The following is a 22,874-nucleotide window of genomic DNA, read 5'->3' as shown; positions in this document are numbered from 1 at the left end:
CGGTTCAGGAGGTCTTGGCGGCCGGGCCGCCGTCCTTCCCGTCCCTGCCCTCCATGGCGGCGAGCCCCGGGTCGAGCACGATCTCCGCGTCCCGGGTGACGCTGCCCTCCTCGGGGAAGTGGCACGCCGTCAGGTGGCCCTCGGCGTTGCCCTCGATCCGCACCAGCGGGGGCACCTCCGTCGCGCACTTGTCCTGCGCCTTCCAGCAGCGCGTGCGGAAGCGGCAGCCGGAGGGGGGCGAGATGGGCGACGGCACGTCGCCGGCGAGCCGGATGCGCTCGCGCTGCTCGCCCTCGTCCTCGTCGCGCAGCACCGCCTCGGGCACGGCGGACAGCAGGGCGTGGGTGTACGGGTGCCGCGGCCGGGTGTAGATCGAGTCGCGGTCGCCGACCTCCACGATCCTGCCGAGGTACATCACCGCGACGCGCTGGGAGAAGTGCCGGACCACCGCCAGGTCGTGGGCGATGAAGACGAAGGCGATGCCCATGTCGCGCTGCACCTGCTGGAGCAGGTTGACGACCTGCGCCTGGATGGAGACGTCGAGGGCGGAGACCGGCTCGTCGGCCACGATCAGCTTCGGCTCCAGGGCCAGGGCGCGGGCGACCCCGATGCGCTGCCGCTGGCCGCCGGAGAACTCGTGCGGGAAGCGGTTGTAGTGCTCGGGGTTGAGGCCGACGATCTCCAGCAGCTCCCGCACCCGCTTCTCACGGCCACCGGGCGGGTTGATGCCGTTGATCTCCATCGGCCCGCCGATGATCGTGCCGACCGTCTGGCGCGGGTTCAGCGACGAGTACGGGTCCTGGAAGATCATCTGGATCTCGGACCGGATCGGCGCCAGTTCCCTGCGCTTGGCGTGGGTGATGTCCCGGCCCCGGTAGGTGATCGTGCCGCCCGTCGGCTCCAGCAGGCGGGTCAGCAGGCGTCCGGTGGTGGACTTGCCGCAGCCGGACTCGCCGACGAGGCCGAAGCTCTCGCCCTCGTAGACGGTGAGGTCGACCTCGTCGACGGCCTGGACCGCGCCGACGGTCCGCCGGATCGGGAAGCCGCCCTTGATCGGGAAGTGCTTGGTCAGCCCCCTGGCCTCCATCAGGGGCTCGCCGGTACGCGGCGCGGCGCTCTCCGGCTTGGTCAGGGTGAGTTCGTCGCTCATCTCTCGGTCTCCCTAGCCCAGCCGGGGCTTGATCTGCTCGATGAAGTAGGTCCGCTTCTGCTCCGCCGTCAGGTGGCAGGCCGCCCCGCGCCCCTCGGGCAGCAGGGGCCTGTCCTGGGAGCAGGACACCCCGCCGGGCACCTTGTCCTTGAACTCGCAGCGCGGGTGGAAGGGGCAGCCCGACGGCGGGTTGAGCAGGCTGGGCGGGGTGCCCTCGATCGGCCTGAGCTCCTGGCCGACGTCGCCGGTGAGCCGGGGCATGGAGCTGAGCAGCCCCCAGGTGTACGGGTGCTGGGGAGCGCGCAGCACCTCCCTGGCCGTACCGCGCTCGACCGCCCGGCCGCCGTACATCACCATGATGTCGTCCGCCATGTTGGCGATCACGCCCAGGTCGTGGGTGATGAAGATGATCGCCGAGCCGAACTCCTGCTGGAGGTCCTTGAGCAGGTCGAGGATCTGGGCCTGGACGGTGACGTCCAGGGCGGTGGTCGGCTCGTCCGCGATCAGCAGGTCGGGGTTGCACACCAGCGCCATGGCGATCATGGCGCGCTGCCGCATGCCGCCGCTGAACTGGTGCGGGTAGTCGTCCACCCGCGTCTTGGGGTTGGGGATGCCGACCTTCCCCAGCATCTCGATCGCGCGCTCGCGCGCCTCGCGCTTGGAGGCCCCCATGTGCTTGCGGTACGGCTCCCCGATCTGGCGGCCGATGGTGTAGTACGGCGACAGCGCGGTCAGCGGGTCCTGGAAGATCATCGCCATCTTGTTGCCGCGCAGCGACTCCAGCGTCTTCTCCGGCGCCCCGATCAACTGCTGGCCGTCCAGCACGATCTCGCCGGTGATCTCCGTGGACTGCGGGTTGTGCAGGCCCAGGATGGCGAGGTTGGTGACCGACTTCCCGGATCCGGACTCACCGACGATGCCGAGCGTCGTGCCCCGCTCCACGTCGAAGGAGAGGCCGCTCACGGCCTTGACGATGCCGTCCTCGGTGGAGAACCGGACGTGGAGGTCGCGAACCGAGAGGAAGGAACCCGCCCCGGTCGGGGACGACGCGTCCTCGGTCTTGGTGAGTGTGGTCACGGTCGTTCTCCTAGGACAGACGCACGCGCGGGTCGATGAGACCGTAGACGGCGTCCACGACAAGGTTGCAGAGCAGGATGAACGCGGCGCTGACCAGCATGACGCCCATGGTCAGCGGCAGGTCCTTGTTGAGGACCGAGTTGACGGCGAGGCGGCCGACGCCGGCCAGGCTGAAGGTGAACTCGGTCACGATCGCGCCGCCGAGCAGCGCGCCCAGGTCGATGCCCAGGATGGTGACGATCGGGGTCAGCGAACCGCGCCAGGCGTAGCGGAAGAAGACGTACCGCTGGGACATGCCCTTGGCCTTCGCCGTGCGGACGTGGTCCTCCTGCAACTGCTCGATCAGCGTGGAGCGCGCCATACGGGTGTAGTTCGCGGTGAAGATGAGCGACATCACGAACCACGGGATCAGCAGGCCGACGAACCAGGCCCCCGGGTCCTCGGTGAAGGGCACGTACTTGGGGGCCGACATCCAGCCGGTGCTGTAGACCAGGACGCCCAGCACGATCGGGCCGAGGAAGTAGATCTGCATCGAGCTGAGGACCAGCGAGGCGGAGCTGAACGTCTTGTCGATCAGCGTGCCCTTCTTGCGGGCGGCGATCATGCCGGCGCCGACGCCCAGGGTGAGGAAGATGACCAGTCCGCCGACGGTGAGGGAGACCGTCAGCGGAAGGCGGTCCATGATCGTGTCCCAGACCATCTGGTTGTCGTCGAACGAGACGCCGAAGCAGGGCGCGTCGCAGTGGCCGACGGAGAAGTCGCGCCCGGCCACGATGCCCTTCATGAACTCCCAGTACTGCACCAGGACCGGCTGGTCGAGCCCGAGGTTCTTGCGGATGATTTCCAGCGCGGGCTCGGTGCAGTTCTTGCCGCACGCCAGCATGGCCGGGTCCTGCGGGATGGCGAAGAACATGAAGAACGTGAAGGCGCTGATCAGGATCAGGATGACGATGGCGCCGAGCGACCGGCGAAGGAGGAATTTAAACATGGTGGTGGTTCGCTGCTCTCAGCACGGCGACAACGACGGGAGGGGACGAGCGGAGCGAAAGCCCGCGGGTGGGTTCCCGGGGAGCGCGCTCCCCGGGAACCCACCGCCTGAGCCTGGGCCGGTTACTTCTTGAGGTACAGGCGGGTGAGGTCGATGTAGCTCTTCACCGTGCTGTACCGGGCACCACCGATGTTGGAGCCGTAGATCTGGAGCTGCTTGGTGTAGTACAGCGGAGCGGCCGGGTTGACCTTCTCCACGATGTACTTGTGCAGCTTGACCCACTCGGCGGTGGCCTCCTCCGGGTCCTGGATCTTCAGGATCCGGTCGGACTCGGCGTTGACGTGCTTGTCGTTGATGTGCGAGTAGTTCGCCGAACCGTCCGCGATCTGCTCACCGTCGTAGGACGGCGGGATGACGGTGGACGGGGACGGCCAGTCCTGGCCCCAGCCGGTCATGTAGATGTCCAGGCCGTTCTTGACCTTGCCGACCTGCTCGTACCAGGTGGCCTGGTCGATGTCCTTCTTCTGGACGTCGAAGCCGACGTTCTCCAGGGCCTTCTCGATGATGACGGCCTGCTTCTGGCGGTGCGGCACGTTGGCGTAGCCGTAGACGAGCCTCATGCCCTCGGCGCCGGCCTCCTTCAGGAGCTGCTTGGCCTTCTCCGGGTCGCCGTTGGGCTTGTCGAGCTTGCCGTACGGGTCGTAGCCGTCCTCGTAGCCCGGCAGGGTCGGGGCGAGCAGACCGCCGGCGGGCTCACCGCCGTACGAGCCGCCGTCGGGCCGCAGGATCTGGGCGTTGGGCAGCGCGTAGGTGATGGCGTCACGGATCCGCTTGTCCTTGATGCGGTCCATGTTCATGTTGAGCTGCCACACGTACGGCTGGTAGCCCTTGATCGTGCGGTTGTTGGCCCGCTGGATGACCTGCCGGACCTTGGTGGAGTCCACCGAGCCGTTCATCTGGATGGCGTTCTTGGACTCGCCCTGGTCGGACAGGATGCGCTCGGTCTGGTCGGCGCGGCTGTGGTTGAAGGTGATGTTCCAGCCGTCGACGTACTGGTGGCGCACCGGGTCGGTCTTCGGGTCCCACTCGGTGTTCTTGACCAGCTGCATGGTCTTGCCGGGCTTGAACTCGGCGATCTTGTACGGGCCCAGGGCGACGGGGGCGTGGTCGTACTTCGCCTTGGTGTCGTCCTCCTCGGGCACGATGGAGTACCCGGCCATGGCGAGCGCCTGCGGGAGGTCCGGACGGGGCTCCTTGAAGTGGAAGACGATCGTCTTCTCGTCCGGGGTCTCCAGGACGGAGTCCGGCAGGTGCTTGCCCTTGTACGGACCGTCGGGCAGGGCCTTGCGGTAGGTGGTGCCGTCACCGGAGAGCCACTGCTGGATGTACATCGGGCCGTCGGTGATGTGCGGGGCGTACAGGCGCTCGATGGTGTGGCGGACGTCCTTCGAGGTGATCGGGTCGCCCTCTTCGTCCTTGATGCCGTCCTTGAGGGTGTACGTCCAGGTGCGGCCCCCGTCGGACTCCTTGCCGGAGTCGGTGGCGAGGTCGCCGACCACGGTCATGCCGCCCTTGCCGTCCTCCTTGTACGTGGTCAGACCACGGTGGATCAGGGAGGAGAGCTGGTTGGCGTCGCTGACGTAGATCTGACCCGGGTCCAGGTGGGAGAAGTCGTCCTCCTGGTAGACCCGGATCGTGCCCCCCTCCTTGGCACCCTCGACATCCGCGGCCGGGCCCTTGGAAGCGGCGGCGTCGCCGTACTCGACGGCGAGGGCCTGGGCCTTGGCCTCCTCCTTGGAGACGCCGGTGTCCTTGCCGCCGTCCTTGTTGTCGCTGCCGCCGCCGCAGCCGGTCAGCACCAGCGAGCCTGCCGCGAGGGCGATGAGTGCGCCGCGCGCTCTGCGCGATCGGATGGGATTCATGATGCTTGCTGCACCTGCCTGTCAGTTGGGATCCGTCTGCTGCCCTGTCGCGTCCGGTCACCCGGTATTGGGGTGGCAGCCCCCCTCTTGGACGCGATCAGCGTCCGGACTTGGGGTCGAAGGCGTCCCGCACGGAGTCGCCGAGGAGGTTGAAGGCCACCACGAAGATCACCATGGCCACGCCGGGGAAGAACATGTACGTCGGGTCGTTCTCGTAGATGGTGGCGGCGGTCTTGAACATCCGCCCCCAGTCCGGCGTCGGCTCCACGTAGCCCACGCCCACGTAGGACAGGAAGGCCACGGTCAGGATCGCCGAGGGAAGCATGTAGGTGGCCTGCACCAGGATGGGGGTGACCAGGTTCGGGAGGAGTTCCTTGCGGATGATCCGCCAGGGCGAGGCGCCCGAGACCTTCGCCGCCTCCACGAACTCGCGCTCGCGCAGGGTGAGCGCCTGGCTGCGCACCAGGCGCGCCATGCCCATCCAGCCGAGGATCCACAGGACGATGATGATCGCGCACGCCCGGACGTAGACCGGGGTCTCCTCGGTGGGCGACACGAAGACCGCCACCACGACCGGCATCGTCGCGATCAGGGTGAGCTGGCTGGGCAGGGCCATCATGAAGTCCGTGAACCGGCCGAGCCAGTAGTCGACCTTCCCGCCGAAGTACCCGCCGACCAGGCCGATCAGCACACCGGTGACCACCATGGGGATCGTCACCGCCAGCGCGGTGTAGAGCGAGGTCCGCATGCCGTACAGGAGCTGCATGAAGACGTCACGGCCGAGCTCGGGCTCGATGCCGAACCAGTGCTCGGACGACATGCCGCCGTTGGGGCCGGCCGGGAAGCCGAACTCGTCCAGCAGTTCGTAGTTCTGCTGGCCGTACAGCGTGTACGGGTCCTTGCCGTAGAGCCAGGAGATCACCGGCGCGAGAGCAGCGATCGCGAAGAAGAAAATCACTACGCAGGCACTGATCACGCCGGTACGGTCACGCTTGAAGCGCATCCACATCAGTTGGCCGGGCGACCGGCCTGCGAGCTCGCCGTTGCCGGCCGTCAGCTCCTTGCTCAGGCTCTCGGTGTCCGGGCCAGGGTTGTCGGCCCCGACCGTCGCGGCCTGGGTTGGACTCGTCATCGCGTTGCGCCCCCGCGCTGTGGGTGTTGGCGGAACCCGCTCATTCTTCGGCACTGCGAAATGCCATGGCTGAGCGGGACTTTCGCAATCGGCTCCCAGCCCAGTCAAGAGGTCCAGGCCCTCCGTCGGGCCCGCTCCTCACATCTTGAGCGAAGGTTTGGCAGATCGAGGTCCTAACGTGCTTGACACCGTCAGTCACGATCGGACATATAGTCAGATTGAACCCGTAAAGACGTTAATAAATCCGCAACCTAGCTGTCGCTGCGCCGATATACGAACGCGCGGTTCTGAACTGCGTACGACCGTCCGGTGACCACGGCTCCGGCCCCACGGCGTTCCCCCTCCGGCCCCGCGGGCACGGCGGACGGGCCCCGCCGGGCGGCCGTCACGGTCGCGGCGGACCGGGGGCCCCGCGGGGGCGCCGGTCGGGCGCACGGCTCCGCACATGACTGTCTCCTCGGTGTCCGGGGTTCCTCTCACCGGACCCATACCACCTCAAGGGCGGCATTCCCCGCCGATACGCCGAGCGTACCCGCGGCGCACGCCCCGGGCCCCCCGGATGCCGGACGTTCCGCGCGCTCCGGCGCGGCGCGAAAGGGCGCCCGGACCATACGTCCGGGCGCCCCCTCGCACCCTCTTGCGCCGCCTGGAGGGGCGGGTGCTCAGCGCTTGGCGCGGGCCGCGGCGCGGGCGCGCTCCTTCTGGTCCAGGACGACCTTGCGGATGCGCACCGTCTCCGGGGTCACCTCGATGCACTCGTCCTCGCGGCAGAACTCCAGGCACTGCTCCAGCGACAGCTTGCGCGGCGGCACCAGGTTCTCCGTGGTGTCCGCGGCGGCCGCCCGCATGTTGGTGAGCTTCTTCTCCTTGGTGATGTTGACGTCCATGTCGTCGGCGCGGGAGTTCTCGCCGACGATCATGCCCTCGTACACCTCGGTGCCCGGCTCGACGAAGAGCGTGCCGCGCTCCTGGAGGTTGAGCATCGCGTACGGCGTCGCCACCCCCGCCCGGTCGGCCACCAGCGAGCCGCTGTTGCGGGTGCGCAGTTCGCCGAACCACGGCTCGTGGCCCTCGAAGATGCTGTGCGCGATGCCGGTGCCCCGCGTCTCGGTCAGGAACTCCGTGCGGAAGCCGATCAGGCCCCGCGAGGGCACCACGAACTCCATCCGGACCCAGCCGGACCCGTGGTTCGTCATCGTCTCCATGCGGCCCTTGCGGCTCGCCATGAGCTGGGTGATGGCGCCCAGGTACTCCTCGGGGGCGTCGATGGTCATCCGCTCGACCGGCTCGTACACCTTGCCGTCGATCTCCTTGGTGACCACCTCGGGCTTGCCGACGGTCAGCTCGAAGCCCTCACGGCGCATGGTCTCCACCAGGATGGCCAGCGCCAGCTCGCCGCGGCCCTGGACCTCCCAGGCGTCGGGGCGCTCGGTGGGCAGCACGCGCAGCGAGACGTTGCCGATCAGCTCCCGGTCGAGCCGGTCCTTCACCAGGCGGGCGGTGACCTTGTGGCCCTTGCCGCCCTTGCCGACCAGCGGCGAGGTGTTCGTCCCGATGGTCATCGAGATGGCGGGCTCGTCCACCGTGATCAGCGGCAGCGCCACCGGGTTCTCCGGGTCGGCCAGGGTCTCGCCGATCATGATGTCGGAGATGCCCGCGACCGCGCAGATGTCGCCCGGGCCCGCCTCCTCGGCGGGCTTGCGGGTGAGCGCCTCGGTCATCAGCAGCTCGGTGATGCGGACGTTCTGCACGGACCCGTCGCGCTTCATCCAGGCCACGGTCTGGCCCTTGCGCAGCGTGCCCTGCCGGATCCGGCACAGCGCGATGCGGCCGAGGAAGTTGTCGGCGTCGAGGTTGGTGACGTGCGCCTGCAGGGGGGCGCCCTCCTCGTACACCGGTGCCGGGACCGTCTCCAGCAGGGTGGTGAAGAACGGCTCCAGGCTGTCGCTGTCGGCCGGCACGGTGCCGTCCTCCGGCTTGGTCAGCGAGGCGACGCCGTCGCGGGCGCAGGCGTAGACGATCGGGAACTCGATCTGGCTCTCGTCCGCGTCCAGGTCCAGGAAGAGGTCGTAGGTCTCGTCGACGACCTCGTCGATCCGGGCGTCGGGGCGGTCGGTCTTGTTGATGCACAGGATGACCGGCAGCCGGGCCTGGAGCGCCTTGCGCAGGACGAAGCGGGTCTGCGGCAGCGGCCCCTCGGAGGCGTCCACCAGCAGCACCACCGCGTCCACCATGGACAGGCCGCGCTCCACCTCGCCGCCGAAGTCGGCGTGGCCGGGGGTGTCGATGATGTTGATGGTGACGGGGTCGCCGCCGTCCTTGGGGTGGTACTTGACCGCGGTGTTCTTGGCGAGAATGGTGATGCCCTTCTCGCGTTCCAGGTCGTTGGAGTCCATCACGCGGTCGTCCACGTGCTGGTGTGCCGCGAAGGCACCGGCCTGCTTGAGCATGGCGTCGACCAGGGTGGTCTTGCCGTGGTCGACGTGGGCGACGATGGCGACGTTACGGATGTCGTGGCGCGTGGGCATGCTGGGGGCGCTTCTCCCGGGGGTCGTGGATGGCTGCGCGACCGGCTCGTCGCGCGCCCGCCGGGCTGATCATCGCCACGGCCTTCGTCCTCCCATGGTACGGGCCCGGGCCCGGTGGACGGGGCACGCCGGCCCGCCCCCGCGTCTCCCCGCGTCCGCCCGCGCCGGCCGGGGCGGGCCGGCGGGGCCGGCGTCCGCCCGGTGGCCGGGAACTTTCCCCCGCCTTCCGGGAAACCGCCGCGGCGCCCTTCACAAGAGGAGTGTGACGCGCGACACTCCCATGGTCATGCCAGCACCACCCCTGGGAGGTGGGCACGTCATGTCGTTACAGGACGAGCTGACAACGGCCCAGCGCTGCCTCGACGAGCTCGCCCGCACCATCGGCCGGATGGAGCGGGAGGTCGGCGGCGGGCTGGAGATCCGGCGGGTCAGGAGCGACACGGAGCACCTGCGCGAGAGCCTCGCCCTGCTCCGCGCCTCCGTACCGCGCCCGCGCGACGGGGCGCTCGGCGGGGCGCTCGACGGGGAGAGTCCCCCGGACGTCGTGATCGTCCCGGACACCCCGTACGACAGCGCGCTGTGGGCCGGAGCCGAGGACGAGGGGCTCGGGGCACCGCGCGACCGGCGCACGCCGTAGCGGCGGGGCACGGCCCAGCCGCCTCACGCCCCCGCCCGGAGACCCCCGGAGAAGCCCGTTGGCCACTGGTACCGAACCCCATCCGAACGACGGCGGCGTGCGCGGCCGCACGCGCGCCGCCATCGCCGACCGGCATCTGAGAACGGACCGCTGGTGGCTCGCCCCGGCCGCCACCGTCGCCGGACTGCTCGCCTTCGTCGTGTACTCCACCTGGCGGGCCTTCGCGAACGGCGACTACTACGCGGCGCCCTACGTCTCGCCGTTCTACTCGCCGTGCCTGTCGGAGAACTGCGTCCCGATGGAGGGCGGCCCCAACGCCGCCCTGGTGGGCGGGTGGTGGACCCTCTCCCCCGCCCTGGTCATCCTGATCCTGCCCCTGGGCTTCCGGCTGACCTGCTACTACTACCGCAAGGCGTACTACCGCGGCTTCTGGGCCTCGCCGCCCGCCTGCGCGGTCGCCGAGCCGCACCGGAAGTACTCCGGGGAGAGCCGCTTCCCGCTGATCCTGCAGAACAGCCACCGCTACTTCTTCTACGCCGCGGTCGCCGTCGCGGCGGTCCTCACCTACGACGCCCTGCTCACCTTCCGCAACGCGGACTACGAGTGGGGCCACATGGGGCTGGGCACGGTGGTCTTCCTGGTCAACACCGTGCTGATCTGGGCGTACACGCTCTCCTGCCACTCCTGCCGCCACATCGTCGGCGGCCGGCTGCGGCACTTCTCGAAGCACCCGGTGCGCTACCGCATGTGGGGCTGGGTCAGCAGGCTCAACGCACGGCACATGGAGCTCGCGTGGGCGTCGCTGGTCAGCGTCGCGCTCTGCGACCTCTACGTCTACCTGCTGGCCACGGGCGTGTTCACCGACCCCCGCTTCTTCTGAGAGGGATGCACCAGAGATGACGCACGTGACGCGCCGGCAGTGGGACGTGGTGATCGTCGGGGCGGGCGGCGCCGGGCTGCGGGCGGCGATCGAGGCCCGCGAGCAGGGGCTGCGGACCGCCGTGATCTGCAAGTCCCTCTTCGGCAAGGCCCACACGGTGATGGCCGAGGGCGGCATCGCGGCCAGCATGGGCAACGTCAACGAGGGCGACAACTGGCAGGTCCACTTCCGCGACACCCTGCGCGGCGGGAAGTTCCTCAACCAGTGGCGGATGGCCGAACTGCACGCCCGCGAGGCCCCCGAGCGGGTGTGGGAGCTGGAGACCTGGGGCGCGCTGTTCGACCGTACGGAGGACGGGCGGATCTCCCAGCGGAACTTCGGCGGCCACGAGTACCCCCGGCTGGCCCACGTCGGCGACCGCACCGGCCTGGAGCTGATCCGCACCCTCCAGCAGAAGGTGGTCTCCCTCCAGCAGGAGGACTTCCGCGCCTCGGGCGACTACGAGGCGCGGCTGAAGGTCTTCCAGGAGTGCACGGTCACGCGCGTGCTGAAGCGGGACGGGCGGGTGGCGGGCGTCTTCGGCTACGAGCGCGAGTCGGGGCGCTTCTTCGTCTTCGAGGCGCCGGCCGTGGTGCTGGCCACCGGCGGCATCGGCAAGTCGTTCAAGGTGACGTCCAACTCCTGGGAGTACACCGGGGACGGCCACGCCCTCGCCCTGCTCGCCGGGGCGCCGCTGGTCAACATGGAGTTCGTCCAGTTCCATCCGACCGGCATGGTCTGGCCGCCGTCGGTGAAGGGCATCCTCGTCACCGAGTCCGTGCGCGGCGACGGCGGCGTGCTGCGCAACAGCGAGGGCCGGCGGTTCATGTTCGACTACGTCCCGGACGTCTTCCGGGACAAGTACGCCGAGACCGAGGACGAGGCCGACCGCTGGTACGACGACCCCGACCACAACCGCCGCCCGCCCGAGCTGCTGCCCCGCGACGAGGTGGCCCGCGCCATCAACGCCGAGGTCAAGGCGGGCCGGGGCTCCCCGCACGGCGGGGTGTTCCTGGACGTCTCCACCCGGATGCCCGCCGAGGTGATCCGGCGGCGGCTGCCGTCGATGTACCACCAGTTCAAGGAGCTGGCGGACGTGGACATCACCGCCGAGCCGATGGAGGTCGGCCCGACCTGCCACTACGTGATGGGCGGCGTGGACGTGGACCCGGACACCACCGCGGCCACCGGTGTCCCCGGCCTGTTCGCCGCGGGCGAGGTGGCCGGCGGCATGCACGGCTCCAACCGGCTGGGCGGCAACTCCCTGTCGGACCTGCTGGTCTTCGGCCGCCGGGCCGGGCTCCACGCGGCGCGGTACGCGGCGGCGCTGGCCGGTGCCGACCGTCCGGCGGTCGCCGGGGAGGACGTCGACGCCGCGGTGGCCGAGGCGCTGCGCCCGTTCGGCACCGCGGAGGACACCGGGGCCGCCGGGGGACCGGCCGAGAACCCGTACACGGTCCACCGGGAGCTGCAGGAGACCATGAACGACCTCGTCGGCATCATCCGCCGCGAGAGCGAGATGGCCGAGGCGCTCAGGCGCCTGGCCGCCCTGGGGGAGCGGGCCGAGCGGGCCCGCGTGGAGGGGCACCGGCAGTTCAACCCCGGCTGGCACCTGGCCCTCGACCTGCGGAACATGCTGCTGGTCAGCGAGTGCGTGGCCCGTGCCGCCCTGGAGCGCACCGAGTCCCGCGGCGGCCACACCCGCGACGACCATCCGGGGATGGAGCGCTCCTGGCGCCGCGTGAACCTGCTGTGCGCGCTCGCCGCGGAGGAGCCCGGCGGGTCCGGCGCGTCCGGCGGCCGGATCTCCCTGACCCGCCGCGAGATGCCGCCCATCCGCCCCGACCTCCTCGCACTCTTCGAGAAGGAGGAGCTGGTGAAGTACCTGACCGACGAGGAGCTGACGGCGAAGTGAGCGAACGGCAGGAGAGTGCGGGCACCGCGGACGGCGGCTACCGGGCCCACTTCCGCGTCTGGCGCGGCGACGACGGTGGCGGCGGGCTCCAGGACTTCACCGTCGAGGTCAACGACGGCGAGGTGGTCCTCGACGTCATCCACCGCCTCCAGGCGACCCAGGCCCCCGACCTGGCGGTGCGCTGGAACTGCAAGGCGGGCAAGTGCGGCTCGTGCAGCGCGGAGATCAACGGCCGCCCCCGGCTGCTGTGCATGACCCGGATGTCGGTCTTCGACCGCGCCGAGACCGTCACCGTCACCCCGCTGCGCGCCTTCCCCGTCCTGCGCGACCTGGTGACGGACGTGGGCTACAACTACGCCAAGGCCCGCGAGGTCCCCGCCTTCGTACCGCCCGAGGGGCTGGCTCCCGGCGAGTACCGGATGATGCAGGAGGACGTCGGGCGCTCGCAGGAGTTCCGCAAGTGCATCGAGTGCTTCCTCTGCCAGGACACCTGCCACGTGATCCGCGACCACGAGGAGAACAAGACGGCGTTCGCCGGTCCGCGTTTCCTGATGCGCGTCGCGGAGCTCGACATGCACCCGCTGGACGCGGCCGCGGAACGGGGGCTGGACCGCCGGGCCGCGGCCCAGGACGAGCACGGCCTGGGCTACTGCAACATCACCAAGTGCTGCACCGAGGTCTGCCCGGAGGGCATCAGGATCACCGACAACGCGCTGATCCCCCTGAAGGAGCGCGCGGCGGACCGCAAGTACGACCCGCTGGTCTGGCTCGGCAGCAGGATCCGGCGCCGCCGCGGCTGACGGCGCGGCCGGCGGCGCGACCGACGGCGGGCCGCCCGGGCCGTCCGGCGTCAGAACATGCTCAGCAGGGCCTCCGCCGTGTCCGGGGGTTTGGGCTCCCCGTCCTCCGGGAGGTTGAGTTCGAACCAGACGATCTTGCCCCGGGGGGTGCGGCGGCTGCCCCAGCCCGCCGAGAGCAGGTCGACGAGCTGGAGGCCGCGTCCGCCCTCGTCGGTGTCGCGGGCGCGGCGGCGGCGCGGCTGCACCAGGTTGGTGTCCCAGACCTCGCAGACCAGGGTGCGGTCCAGCAGCAGGCGCAGGCGTATGTCCCCCTCGCCGTGGCGCAGCGCGTTGGTGACCAGTTCGCTGACGAGCAGTTCGGCGGTGTCGCTGAGGTCGTCCAGCTCCCAGGCGGCGAGCTGGCGGCACGCCAGGTCGCGGGCGCGGGCGACCGAACGGGGCTCGGCGGGCAACTGCCAGTCGCCCACCGCCCCCTCGGGCAGCCCCTGGATCCGGGCCAGCAGCAGGGCTATGTCGTCCTCGCCGTGGTGGGTCTCCAGCGCGCCCAGCACCTCGTCGCAGACGTCCTCCAGCGGGCGGTCGGGACCCGCGAGGGTGGTGCGCAGGGCCTGCAGCCCCTCGTCCAGCGGCTGGTAGCGGGACTCCACCAGGCCGTCGGTGTACAGGGCGAGCAGGGAGCCGTCCGGCAGCTCGACCTCCGTCTCCTCGAAGGGCTCGCCGCCCACGCCCAGCGGTACCCCCTTGGGGACCTCCAGCAGCAGCGCGGGCTGGTCGTCGCCGTCCTCGCGGGGTTCGACGAGCACGGGCGGCAGATGGCCGGCGTTGGCGAAGGTGCAGCGGCGGGTGACGGGGTCGTAGACGGCGTAGACGCAGGTGGCCAGGTAGACCTCGGAGAGGTCGGCGGACCTGCCGGACTGCTCGCTGCGTCCGCCGCGGGGGGCGCCGAGCCCCCTGGCGATCTCGTCGAGGGCGCCCAGCACCTCGGCGGGCTCCAGGTCCAGCAGGGCCAGCGTCCGTACGGCCGTGCGCAGTTCGCCCATGGCCACGGCCGCGCGCAGCCCGCGCCCCATCACGTCGCCGACGACCAGGGCGGTGCGGTGGCCGGGCAGTTCGATGACGTCGAACCAGTCGCCGCCCACCTCGGTCGCCGTACTGCCCGGCAGGTAGCGGCAGGCGATGTCCAGGCCGGCGGCCTCGGGGTCGTCCGGCGGCAGCAGGCTGCGCTGGAGTATCAGGGCGCGCTCGTGCTCCCTGCGGTACAGCCGCGCGTTGTCGATGCACACGGCGGCGCGGGAGGCCAACTCCGCGCCGAGAGCGGCGTCGCGCTCGCCGAAGGGCTCGCTGCCCTTGGTGCGGGAGAACTGCACCAGCCCGAGCACCCGGCCGCGCGCGACCATCGGCACGGCGAGGGTGGACTGCACCAGGGTGCCCGCGGCGCGCTGGACGCGCGCGGTGCGCAGCGCGTCGGCGTACGGGGAGCCGGCGGGGTAGCGGTGGATGCTGCCGAGTTCGACGGGCTCGGGGTCGGGGGCGCCGCTCGTGCGGTGGCCGAGGGTGATCGGGCCGTCGGAGACGGCGCTGGCGAAGGCCACGCGCCGCAGCGGGCGGGTGCCGTCCAGGCCCTCGCCCGCCCGGGGGCCCTCCCCGGAGAACACCTCGGGGAACAGGTCCACGGAGGCCAGGTCGCAGAACTGCGGCACGGCGACGTCGAGCAGTTCGCGGGCGGTGGTGTCCAGGTCCAGGGAGTTGCCGATCCGGGCCCCCGCGGCGTTCAGCAAGGCCAGGGCCCGGCGTACGTCGTCCGGCTTTCCCGCCTCGGCTGGAATGTCGCTCAACGCCGCCCCTTCCTGTCCCGGTCCAGCATCCTCCCAGGTGTACTGACCACCCGGAACACACCGGTCCCGTTCACCGCACGGTCCCTGCCACTTCCGACAGGACCCGAGCCGGTCCCGTTCCCCCCTTTCTCCTAACCAGGCGGAGTGGGCTCGAACCACACGCCGTGGCAGTGCGGCCGTGCGGACCGGGCCCGGCGGCACCGCGGAAAGAGCGGAGACACGTGGCGTGGCGAGGCGCAATTTTTCCGGTGCTCTCGACACAGCGTCAAGGCGCGAAGTGGTCACGACCGGGGCGGGACCTGGTGGAATCGAGCCCAGTGCCCTCAGGGCAGCGTCAGCTCGAACCACACGGTCTTGCCGATGGGGCCGTGCCGGGTGCCCCAGCGGCGCGCCGCGCGGGCGACGAGCTGGATGCCGCGTCCGCCCTCGTCGTCCACGGTGGCGGTGCGTTCGCGGGGCGGGACGGGCAGCGGGTCGGAGACCTCCACCAGCAGGGTGGTGCCGCGCACCATCCGCACGCCGATGGGACCGCGCGCGTGGCGCAGGGAGTTGGTGACCAGTTCGCTGACGAGCAGCACCGTGTCGTCGATCAGCGGGTCCAGCTCCCAGTCGTGCAGCGTCCGGCGGACGGCCTCCCGGGCCCGGCGCGCGGCGTACGTCTCGGCGGGGAAGGTCCAGGAGGTGGCGATGCCCTCGGGGAGGCCGCCGAGCTGGGCGACCAGCAGGGCCACGTCGTCGACGCCGCCGGGAGCGCCGGAGGCGCCGCCCGGGTCCATGCCGGCGAGCACGTGGTCGCAGATGTCCTCCAGGCCGGGCCGGACCGGGAGGCCGCCGAGCAGGGACACCAGGCGGTCCAGGCCCTCGGTGATGTCCTCGCCGCGGTGCTCGATCAGCCCGTCGGTGTAGAGGACGAGGACCGCTCCCTCCTCCACGCGCAGGTCCGTGGACTCGAACGCCACGCCGTCGATGCCGAGCGGGGCGCCGGAGGGCGCCTCGACGGGGACGACGCTCCAGGTGCCGGTGTGCCGGTCCACCAGCAGCAGCGGCGGCACGTGCCCGGCCACGGCGACGGTGCACCGGCGGCTGGAGGGGTCGTAGACGGCGTAGACGCAGGTGGCCATCAGGGGTTCGTCGGGCCCCTGGGCGAGGTCGTCGGCGATGTCGTTGATCCGGCGCAGCAGTTCGTCGGGGGGCAGGTCGATCCCGGCCAGGGTGCGCACGGCGGTGCGCAGGCGGCCCATGGTGGCCGCGGCGCGCAGCCCGTGGCCCATCACGTCGCCGACGACGAAGGCGACCCGGCCGCCGGCGAGGGGGATGACGTCGAACCAGTCGCCGCCCGCCTCGGCGTCGGTCTCCGAGGTGCTGCCGCCGGGGACGTAGCGGTAGGCGACCTGCACGCCGGTCGGGGAGGGCACGTGCTGGGGCAGCAGGCTGCGCTGGAGCATCAGGGCGCTCTCGCGCTCGCGGGCGTAGAGGCGGGCGTTGTCCAGGCTGATCCCGGCGCGCCCGGCCAGCTCCACGGTGAGCGCCAGGTCGTCGCGGTCGAAGGGGACGCGGCCGTCGGCCCGGCCGAGCACCAGCAGTCCCAGGACGGTGTCGCGGGCGCGCAGGGGGACGACCATCAGGGAGTGGATGCCCAGGTCGAGGGCCGCCTGGGCCTTGGGGTCGCCCGGATAGGTGGCGGAGAGCAGCTCGTGCTGGGACATCACCAGGTGGGGGACGGCGGAGGTGAGCACCTTGCCGAAGACCGAGTCCGGTTCGAAGGCGATGTCCTGGCCGGTCCGCAGCAGGCGGTCGACGACGGGGCCGCGCTTCTTGGCCGCGGTGCCGAGCTGGAGCAGCGGGATGTCCGGCGGGTGGTCGGGGCGGGGCAGCTCGCCGCCGTACGCGACGGCGCTGTACAGCATCACGCTGGAGTAGTCGGCGAAGCGCGGGACGAGCGCGGTGGCGAGCGTCGTGGCGATCCTGCGGACGTCCAGCAGGTCGCCGAGGGCGACTCCGACGTCGTCCAGGAGCTTCAGCCGCTGGCGGGCGCGCTCGATCTTCTCCATCGCGTCACGCCGCTCGGTGACGTCCATCACCGTGGAGCTGACCCCGAGGACCCGGCCGTCGCGGCCGGTGAGCCTGCCGTACGACACCGAGCGCCAGCCGTGTCCGTCGGGCGCCATGAGGACCGTGTCCACGACGGGGCGGCCGGTCTCCAGCACGAGCGACTGGATCTGGGCGAGGTCGTCGGCCATGCGCCTGGGCAGCACCTCGTGGAGGGTCTTGCCGAGGATCTCGGGGACCGGCTTTCCGGTGAGCCGGGCCAGCGCCTCGTTGACGCGGACGTACCGGTGCTCGGTGTCGAAGACGGCGATGCCGAGCGGGGAGGTGGTGAAGAGGGCGTCGAGGGCGGCGAGGTCGTGCTCGACGGCGCGCAGCCGGGAGGTCTCGACGATGTTGGCCAGAATGAACGGTTTGGCGTCCGACGGGGTGATGAGCGAGGCCCGGCCCTCGACCTCCACGATGTGGCCGTCCAGGTGGCGCACGCGGAGGATGCCGCGCCAGTACTTCTCCTCCCTCAGGACGTCGTAGATGCTCCCGGCCTCGATGGGGTTGGCGGTGGAGGAGGGGTCGCGGACGAGGTAGTCCCCGTAGTACCGGCCGACGATGTGCTCGGCCGGCCAGCCGAGGATCTCCTCCACCGTGGGACTCCACAGCAGGACGTACCCGTCGGTGTCGAACATGACGACACCGACGCGGAGGGTGTCGAGCAGCGAGGTGGCCACCCTCTCGACCGCGCCCTGGAATGTCTCGGGGGTGTCGTTCACACCGTCCTCAGTCCATGCTCGGGTCATCACCAGACCGTCATGATCCGGCCAATGAGGACTAAATGTCCATATACCCGATTGTGCATGGCATCAGACGTGATCACCGCTTCCGCGCCGCAGACGCTCCACCAGATAGCGCCTCTCCCCCGCGCCGCCGTCCGCCCCCTCCGCGCCGGAGCCGCCCGGACGGTGCGCGCTCAGGCGTTCGGCCATGCTCTGCGCCTCGGCGCGGGTGGCGTACCGGCCGACGCGGTAGCGGTTGCCGTTCGCGTCCTGCCGGATGACCATCCAGGGGAGCGCGATCCCGCTCTCGCTCATCGTGTGCTCCCCGCGCCCCACGCCCCGTGCCGTGCGCCGTCCCCTAACGATCTGCCGATCTGCATATGCCCGAGCCTACGCCCGGGTCTCACTCACCGCATTCGCCTTGGCACGATGCGACATGGTTTCGGCCACCTGTACGAGCGGGGAGGGGGCGCGCGGAGCGCGTCAGCGCACGGGCAGGTGGTACACCATGCGGTGGCGGTCCGCGGGGACGACCACGTCCGCCGTCTCCACCGGACGTCCCCCGGCGCGGTACGTCCGCTCGATCACCAGCACCGTGTGCCCGGGCACCCCGCCCAGCTCGATCATCTCCTCCGCCAGCCCGGGGCGGGCGCCGACCTCCTCCACCACGTTGTCCACCACCAGGTCGATGGCCGCCATCCGCTCGACCACCCCCCGTCCGCCGAGCGGCCCCTCCTCCGGCAGCATCACGGGGGTGCGCCCGGTGAGGGCCAGCGGCTCCCAGGAGGTGGAGAGCATCGACGGCTCGCCGCCGACCCGGAACAGGTAGCGGGTGCGCATCACCCGCTCCCCCTCCTTGATCCGCAGCCGCTCCGCGATCGCGGGACTGGCGTCCTCCTGCTCGCTGTAGGACTCCCAGGTGCCGCCCACCCGGTCGTCGGCCTGCTCCTGCCGGAACGGGCTGGCGTCGCCGACCGCCCGGTAGCCGGTGCGGATCACCCTGCGCGGCACGGGCCGCTCGCGCACGTACGTCCCCGACCCGGAGCGCCCCTCGACCAGCCCCTCGGCCATCAGCACCTTGCGGGCCTCCAGGGCGACGGTGTCCGAGACGCCGTACTCCGCGCGGATGCGGGCCTGGGACGGCAGCCGGGTGCGCGGCGGAAGCGTACCGTCGACGATCTTCCGCCGCAGGTCTCCGGCCACACGCAGATATGCGGGCTGCTCACCGAAAGGCACCGTGTCCTCCCAACGGCTTGACGTTGTGCAACAGCTTGGCAACAGAACGTTACAAGCCGCAATAATCGGCCACGGTTTCACCCGATGTGATGAAGCGCTGCTCAGCGCGGGTTTCGTCCCCTCCTGTTGTGGGCCGCAGGGACCGGAGATGGTCACGCTCCGTCAGGCATTGCGGCGGAACATTCAACACACCACTGCGACCTGCGGAAACATGCTCCTGAGAGAGCCAAGGCGGCACAGGATCGGCACCGGTGGCAGACCTGACGCGTCGGTCCCCGGACAGGACGATCACGCCGTTGACGTCCCCGTGATCCGGGCCCCGTCGAGTCGCTACGGTTGAGCCATGACCGCACTTCCCGACTGGATGCGCCCGCCACGCGAGGAAGGCTGGTTCGCGGAGGATCTGGACCGCCTCCCCGAGGCGCCCCGCCACACCGAACTCATCGACGGAGCCCTCGTCTTCATGATGTCGCCGCAGCGGTCCTGGCACGGCCGCCTCGTCACCGCTTTGACCACCACCCTCATGGCACAAGCACCGGAGGGCTTCGAGGTCGAGCGGGAGATGACCATCCGGCTCGACGCCCGCAACCGCCCCGAGCCGGACATCCTCCTGACGACCGCCCCCTACGACCCCGACCGCACGTGCTTCCAACCGGACGAAGTACGGCTCGTGATCGAGGTCGTCTCTCCCGAGTCCGCCCACCGGGACCGCACGGTGAAGCTCCGCAAGTACGCGGAGGCGGGCATCCCGCACTACTGGTGCGTCGAGGACGAAAAAGGCGCCCCCGTGGTCCACGCATACGAACTGGACGAGCCGACCGGCGCCTACGCCCCCGCCGGCATCTTCCGCGGCGCGCTCCGGCGACCGGTGCCCTTCGAGATCTCCCTCGACCTGGACAAGCTCGTTCCGGACCCCCGCCGCTGAGAGTGAGCGCCAAGCCGGCACAGGATCGGCGAAGGGGTCGAGCTCCGGCCGGCTCGACCCCTCAGACCTGCGAACCTGACGCGTTCCCCAGCCCTGGGCAACGGAGCGGCTACACGTTGAAGCGGAACTCCACCACGTCGCCGTCCTGCATCACGTAGTCCTTGCCCTCCATGCGGGCCTTGCCCCGGGCGCGGGCCTCGGCGACCGAGCCCGCCTCGACCAGGTCCTCGAAGGAGATGACCTCGGCCTTGATGAAGCCCTTCTGGAAGTCGGTGTGGATCACACCGGCCGCCTCCGGGGCCGTGGCGCCCTTCTTGATCGTCCAGGCGCGGGCCTCCTTCGGGCCCGCCGTGAGGTAGGTCTGCAGGCCGAGCGTGTCGAAGCCGACGCGGGCGAGGGTGGCCAGGCCCGGCTCGTCCTGGCCGACGGACTGGAGGAGTTCGAGGGCGTCGGCCTCGTCCAGCTCGGCGAGGTCGGACTCCAGCTTGGCGTTGAGGAAGATCGCCTCGGCCGGGGCGACCAGCGCGCGCTGCTCCTCCTTGAAGGACTCGTCGGTCAGCTCCTCCTCGTCCACGTTGAAGACGTACAGGAAGGGCTTGGTGGTGAGCAGGTGCAGGTCGTGCAGGAGCGCGGCCCGCTCGGTGCCCTGGGCGATGCCCACGGAGAACAGGGTGCGGCCCTCGTCCAGGAGGGCCTTGGCCTCCTCGACGGCCTTCACCTTGGGCTGGACGTCCTTCTTGACCCGGGCCTCCTTCTGGAGCCGGGGCAGGACCTTCTCGATGGTCTGGAGGTCGGCGAGGATCAGCTCGGTGTTGATCGTCTCGATGTCGTCCTTCGGCGAGACCTTGCCGTCGACGTGGACGACGTTCTCGTCCTTGAAGGCCCGGATGACCTGGCAGATCGCGTCCGACTCGCGGATGTTCGCCAGGAACTTGTTGCCCAGCCCCTCGCCCTCGCTCGCGCCGCGCACGATGCCCGCGATGTCGACGAAGTCCACGGTCGCCGGGACGATGCGCTCCGAGTCGAAGATCTCGGCGAGCCTGGCCAGCCGCGCGTCGGGGACGCCGACGACGCCGATGTTGGGCTCGATGGTGGCGAACGGGTAGTTGGCCGCCAGGACGTCGTTCTTGGTCAGGGCGTTGAACAGGGTCGACTTGCCGACATTGGGCAGGCCGACGATTCCGATCGTGAGCGACACGTGGCGACTTCCCGTAGCGAGAGGATCTGGGTGGGACGCCCCGGGTGGGGCCGATCCCCCAGTCTACGGGCACCCAATGGGCGGCCCGGGCGTGTCCGTGCCCGGCTCCGGGCCGGTCGGCGTCCTACGTTGGTGCGGTGGAGCAACACAGTGCGCACATCGAACGCGACCCTCGGCCACGCCGTGCGGCGCAGCCCCCTCCCGCCGGCGCCCGGCCCGGTGAGCGGCGGGCCGGACGGGAGCGGACCGGACGGGAGCGGAGCGCGGGAGGCCGGCCGCGCGCGGACGCCGGGGCGGCGGGACGGGCCGGGCCCGCCCGGCGCACCTGGCCGCCGGGCGCGCGGCTCACCGGGCTGGGCTGCGGGCTGCTGGCCGGAGGGTCGATGACGGCGGTCGGCGGGCTGGACGCGCTGCTATTGGACGGCCGCACCGCCGTGTACGGGATCTGCTTCGTCCTGGTCAGCGCGGTGTGCGCGCTGTGGGTGAGGCCGGCGGACCTGGCCGCCGCGCCGATCACGGCGCCGATCGCCTTCACCGCCGGGCTGCTGTTCCTCGGCGGCGACTCCGACGGATTCACCGGGTGGCTGGTGGACCTGGCGACCGCGCTGGCCGTCAACGCCGGGTGGGTGTACGGCGGCACGCTGGCCGCCGTACTGGTCGTCGTCGCCCGCGTCAACCTCGGCCCCGGACGGGCCCGGGGCACCAGGAGGCTCGCCAGGTCCGGCGGGTCCGGCCGGTTCCTCGGACCCGCCAGGCTCCTCAGGTCCGCCAGGCTCCTCAGGTCCGGCCGGTCCGCCGACCGGGCCTAGCCGGCGGCGACCTTCCGCGCCGCCTCGGCGCGCAGGTCCCGGCGCAGCTCCTTGGGCAGGGAGAAGGTCAGCTTCTCCTCCATCGGCTGGACGACCTCCACGTCGTCGAAGCCGCGCTCCGCGAGCCACTCCAGAACGCCCTGGACCAGCACGTCCGGCACCGAGGCGCCCGAGGTGACGCCCACCGTGGTGACGCCCTCCAGCCACGCCTCGTCGATCTCGGAGGCGTTGTCGACCAGGTGCCCGGCCTTGGCGCCCGCGCCGAGCGCCACCTCGACCAGGCGGACGGAGTTGGAGGAGTTCTTCGAGCCGACGACGATGACGAGGTCCGCCTCGGCGGCGACCTGCTTGACCGCGGTCTGCCGGTTCTGCGTGGCGTAGCAGATGTCGTCGCTCGGCGGGCTGACCAGTTTGGGGAACCGCCGCTTGAGCGCGTCCACCGTCTCCATCGTCTCGTCGACCGAGAGCGTGGTCTGGGAGAGCCAGACGACCTTCTCGGGGTCGCGCACCCGGACGTTCTCCACGTCCTCGGGGCCGTCGACGAGCTGGATGTGGTCGGGCGCCTCGCCGCTGGTGCCGATGACCTCCTCGTGGCCCTCGTGGCCGATCAGGAGGATGTCGTAGTCCTCCCTGGCGAACCGGACGGCCTCCTTGTGGACCTTGGTCACCAGCGGGCAGGTCGCGTCGATGGTCGCGAGCTTGCGCTGCTCGGCCTCCTCGTGGACGACCGGGGCGACACCGTGCGCGGAGAAGATCACGATGGAGCCCTCGGGCACCTCCTCGGTCTCGTCGACGAAGATCGCGCCCTTCTTGCGCAGGGTCTCCACGACGTACTTGTTGTGGACGATCTCCTTGCGCACGTAGATCGGCGCGCCGTACTGCTCCAGGGCCTTCTCGACGGCGATCACGGCGCGGTCGACCCCCGCGCAGTAGCCGCGGGGAGCGGCGAGGAGCACCCGGCGTGCGGTCGTAGCAGTCATGGGCCCA

General features: G+C 70.8%; 18 protein-coding genes. 6 read left to right on the top strand and 12 right to left on the bottom strand.

What is annotated here, in order from left to right; translation table 11 throughout:
* Positions 1–4: 4 nt before the first annotated feature.
* From VE546_RS07640 to typA, 6 genes are all read right to left on the bottom strand, one after another.
* Positions 5–1,150 (bottom strand): dipeptide ABC transporter ATP-binding protein, encoded by a 1,146-nt coding sequence (locus tag VE546_RS07640; RefSeq protein WP_324919900.1) that lies wholly within the window; start codon positions 1,148–1,150, stop codon positions 5–7.
* A gap of 12 nt (positions 1,151–1,162) precedes the next feature.
* Positions 1,163–2,227, bottom strand: coding sequence for an ABC transporter ATP-binding protein (locus VE546_RS07635; RefSeq protein ID WP_324919898.1), 1,065 nt, complete (start codon positions 2,225–2,227; stop codon positions 1,163–1,165).
* Positions 2,228–2,237: 10 nt separating this feature from the next.
* A complete protein-coding gene (locus VE546_RS07630; RefSeq protein WP_324919896.1) occupies positions 2,238–3,215 on the bottom strand; it encodes an ABC transporter permease in 978 nt (325 codons plus the stop codon).
* A gap of 122 nt (positions 3,216–3,337) precedes the next feature.
* A complete protein-coding gene (locus VE546_RS07625; protein WP_324919894.1) occupies positions 3,338–5,137 on the bottom strand; it encodes an ABC transporter substrate-binding protein in 1,800 nt (599 codons plus the stop codon).
* Between the two features lie 97 nt (positions 5,138–5,234).
* Positions 5,235–6,269 (bottom strand): ABC transporter permease, encoded by a 1,035-nt coding sequence (locus VE546_RS07620; protein ID WP_324919892.1) that lies wholly within the window; start codon positions 6,267–6,269, stop codon positions 5,235–5,237.
* A gap of 662 nt (positions 6,270–6,931) precedes the next feature.
* Positions 6,932–8,797: a translational GTPase TypA gene (typA, locus tag VE546_RS07615; RefSeq protein ID WP_324919890.1), complete on the bottom strand. Its 1,866-nt coding sequence runs from the start codon at positions 8,795–8,797 to the stop codon at positions 6,932–6,934.
* Between the two features lie 319 nt (positions 8,798–9,116).
* Here typA and VE546_RS07610 point away from each other — a divergent pair, with 319 nt between their 5' ends.
* Genes VE546_RS07610 through VE546_RS07595 form a run of 4 tightly spaced genes read left to right on the top strand, consistent with a single transcriptional unit; the run spans position 9,117 to position 13,068 of the window.
* Positions 9,117–9,434, top strand: coding sequence for a hypothetical protein (locus tag VE546_RS07610; RefSeq protein WP_324919887.1), 318 nt, complete (start codon positions 9,117–9,119; stop codon positions 9,432–9,434).
* 58 nt (positions 9,435–9,492) lie between these two features.
* Entirely contained in the window at positions 9,493–10,314 is an 822-nt protein-coding gene (locus VE546_RS07605) for a hypothetical protein (protein ID WP_324919886.1), read from the top strand.
* Between the two features lie 16 nt (positions 10,315–10,330).
* Entirely contained in the window at positions 10,331–12,268 is a 1,938-nt protein-coding gene (locus tag VE546_RS07600) for a fumarate reductase/succinate dehydrogenase flavoprotein subunit (protein ID WP_324919884.1), read from the top strand.
* Complete coding sequence (locus VE546_RS07595; protein WP_324919882.1) at positions 12,265–13,068, top strand: succinate dehydrogenase/fumarate reductase iron-sulfur subunit; 804 nt, start codon at positions 12,265–12,267, stop codon at positions 13,066–13,068. The genes VE546_RS07600 and VE546_RS07595 overlap by 4 nt, the downstream gene beginning before the upstream one ends.
* A gap of 50 nt (positions 13,069–13,118) precedes the next feature.
* Here VE546_RS07595 and VE546_RS07590 read toward each other — a convergent pair whose 3' ends face one another.
* The 4 genes from VE546_RS07590 to VE546_RS07575 form a co-directional block, all read right to left on the bottom strand.
* Entirely contained in the window at positions 13,119–14,903 is a 1,785-nt protein-coding gene (locus tag VE546_RS07590; RefSeq protein ID WP_324919880.1) for an ATP-binding SpoIIE family protein phosphatase, read from the bottom strand.
* Between the two features lie 323 nt (positions 14,904–15,226).
* A complete protein-coding gene (locus VE546_RS07585; RefSeq protein WP_324919878.1) occupies positions 15,227–17,716 on the bottom strand; it encodes a SpoIIE family protein phosphatase in 2,490 nt (829 codons plus the stop codon).
* A gap of 90 nt (positions 17,717–17,806) precedes the next feature.
* Positions 17,807–18,034: an SPOR domain-containing protein gene (locus tag VE546_RS07580; RefSeq protein ID WP_324919876.1), complete on the bottom strand. Its 228-nt coding sequence runs from the start codon at positions 18,032–18,034 to the stop codon at positions 17,807–17,809.
* 168 nt (positions 18,035–18,202) lie between these two features.
* On the bottom strand, positions 18,203–18,955 hold the full coding sequence (locus tag VE546_RS07575; protein WP_324919874.1) for a GntR family transcriptional regulator: 753 nt from the start codon (positions 18,953–18,955) through the stop codon (positions 18,203–18,205).
* Between the two features lie 343 nt (positions 18,956–19,298).
* On the opposite strand from VE546_RS07575, the gene VE546_RS07570 reads away from it, so the two are divergent.
* The gene (locus VE546_RS07570; RefSeq protein ID WP_324919872.1) at positions 19,299–19,880 is read left to right on the top strand and encodes a Uma2 family endonuclease; all 582 of its coding nucleotides are present in this window, start codon (positions 19,299–19,301) and stop codon (positions 19,878–19,880) included.
* Between the two features lie 109 nt (positions 19,881–19,989).
* Here the strand turns inward: VE546_RS07570 and ychF are convergent, their stop codons facing one another.
* A complete protein-coding gene (gene ychF, locus VE546_RS07565) occupies positions 19,990–21,078 on the bottom strand; it encodes a redox-regulated ATPase YchF (RefSeq protein ID WP_324919870.1) in 1,089 nt (362 codons plus the stop codon).
* Positions 21,079–21,215: 137 nt separating this feature from the next.
* Between ychF and VE546_RS07560 the strand changes: the two genes are divergently transcribed.
* A complete protein-coding gene (locus VE546_RS07560; RefSeq protein WP_324919868.1) occupies positions 21,216–21,887 on the top strand; it encodes a DUF6542 domain-containing protein in 672 nt (223 codons plus the stop codon).
* On the opposite strand, the gene VE546_RS07555 is transcribed toward VE546_RS07560, so the two are convergent.
* The gene (locus VE546_RS07555; protein ID WP_324919866.1) at positions 21,884–22,867 is read right to left on the bottom strand and encodes a 4-hydroxy-3-methylbut-2-enyl diphosphate reductase; all 984 of its coding nucleotides are present in this window, start codon (positions 22,865–22,867) and stop codon (positions 21,884–21,886) included. The genes VE546_RS07560 and VE546_RS07555 overlap by 4 nt on opposite strands.
* Positions 22,868–22,874: the final 7 nt, after the last annotated feature.

Origin of the sequence: Streptomyces sp., assembly GCF_035644915.1 — a bacterium.
Classification (GTDB): domain Bacteria; phylum Actinomycetota; class Actinomycetes; order Streptomycetales; family Streptomycetaceae; genus Streptomyces.
The sequence above is the reverse complement of the archived record's forward strand: the minus strand, read 5'-3'. Positions and strand labels throughout refer to the sequence as shown.

What these genes read in the sequence shown, in the direction of transcription:
- VE546_RS07640 (WP_324919900.1), bottom strand. Translation starts at nt 1,150, where the DNA reads ATGAGCGACGAACTCACCCTGACCAAGCCGGAGAGCGCCGCGCCGCGT.
- VE546_RS07630 (WP_324919896.1), bottom strand. Translation starts at nt 3,215, where the DNA reads ATGTTTAAATTCCTCCTTCGCCGGTCGCTCGGCGCCATCGTCATCCTG.
- VE546_RS07625 (WP_324919894.1), bottom strand. Translation starts at nt 5,137, where the DNA reads ATGAATCCCATCCGATCGCGCAGAGCGCGCGGCGCACTCATCGCCCTC.
- VE546_RS07620 (WP_324919892.1), bottom strand. Translation starts at nt 6,269, where the DNA reads ATGACGAGTCCAACCCAGGCCGCGACGGTCGGGGCCGACAACCCTGGC.
- typA (WP_324919890.1), bottom strand. Translation starts at nt 8,797, where the DNA reads ATGCCCACGCGCCACGACATCCGTAACGTCGCCATCGTCGCCCACGTC.
- VE546_RS07610 (WP_324919887.1), top strand. Translation starts at nt 9,117, where the DNA reads ATGTCGTTACAGGACGAGCTGACAACGGCCCAGCGCTGCCTCGACGAG.
- VE546_RS07600 (WP_324919884.1), top strand. Translation starts at nt 10,331, where the DNA reads ATGACGCACGTGACGCGCCGGCAGTGGGACGTGGTGATCGTCGGGGCG.
- VE546_RS07580 (WP_324919876.1), bottom strand. Translation starts at nt 18,034, where the DNA reads ATGAGCGAGAGCGGGATCGCGCTCCCCTGGATGGTCATCCGGCAGGAC.
- VE546_RS07570 (WP_324919872.1), top strand. Translation starts at nt 19,299, where the DNA reads ATGACCGCACTTCCCGACTGGATGCGCCCGCCACGCGAGGAAGGCTGG.
- VE546_RS07555 (WP_324919866.1), bottom strand. Translation starts at nt 22,867, where the DNA reads ATGACTGCTACGACCGCACGCCGGGTGCTCCTCGCCGCTCCCCGCGGC.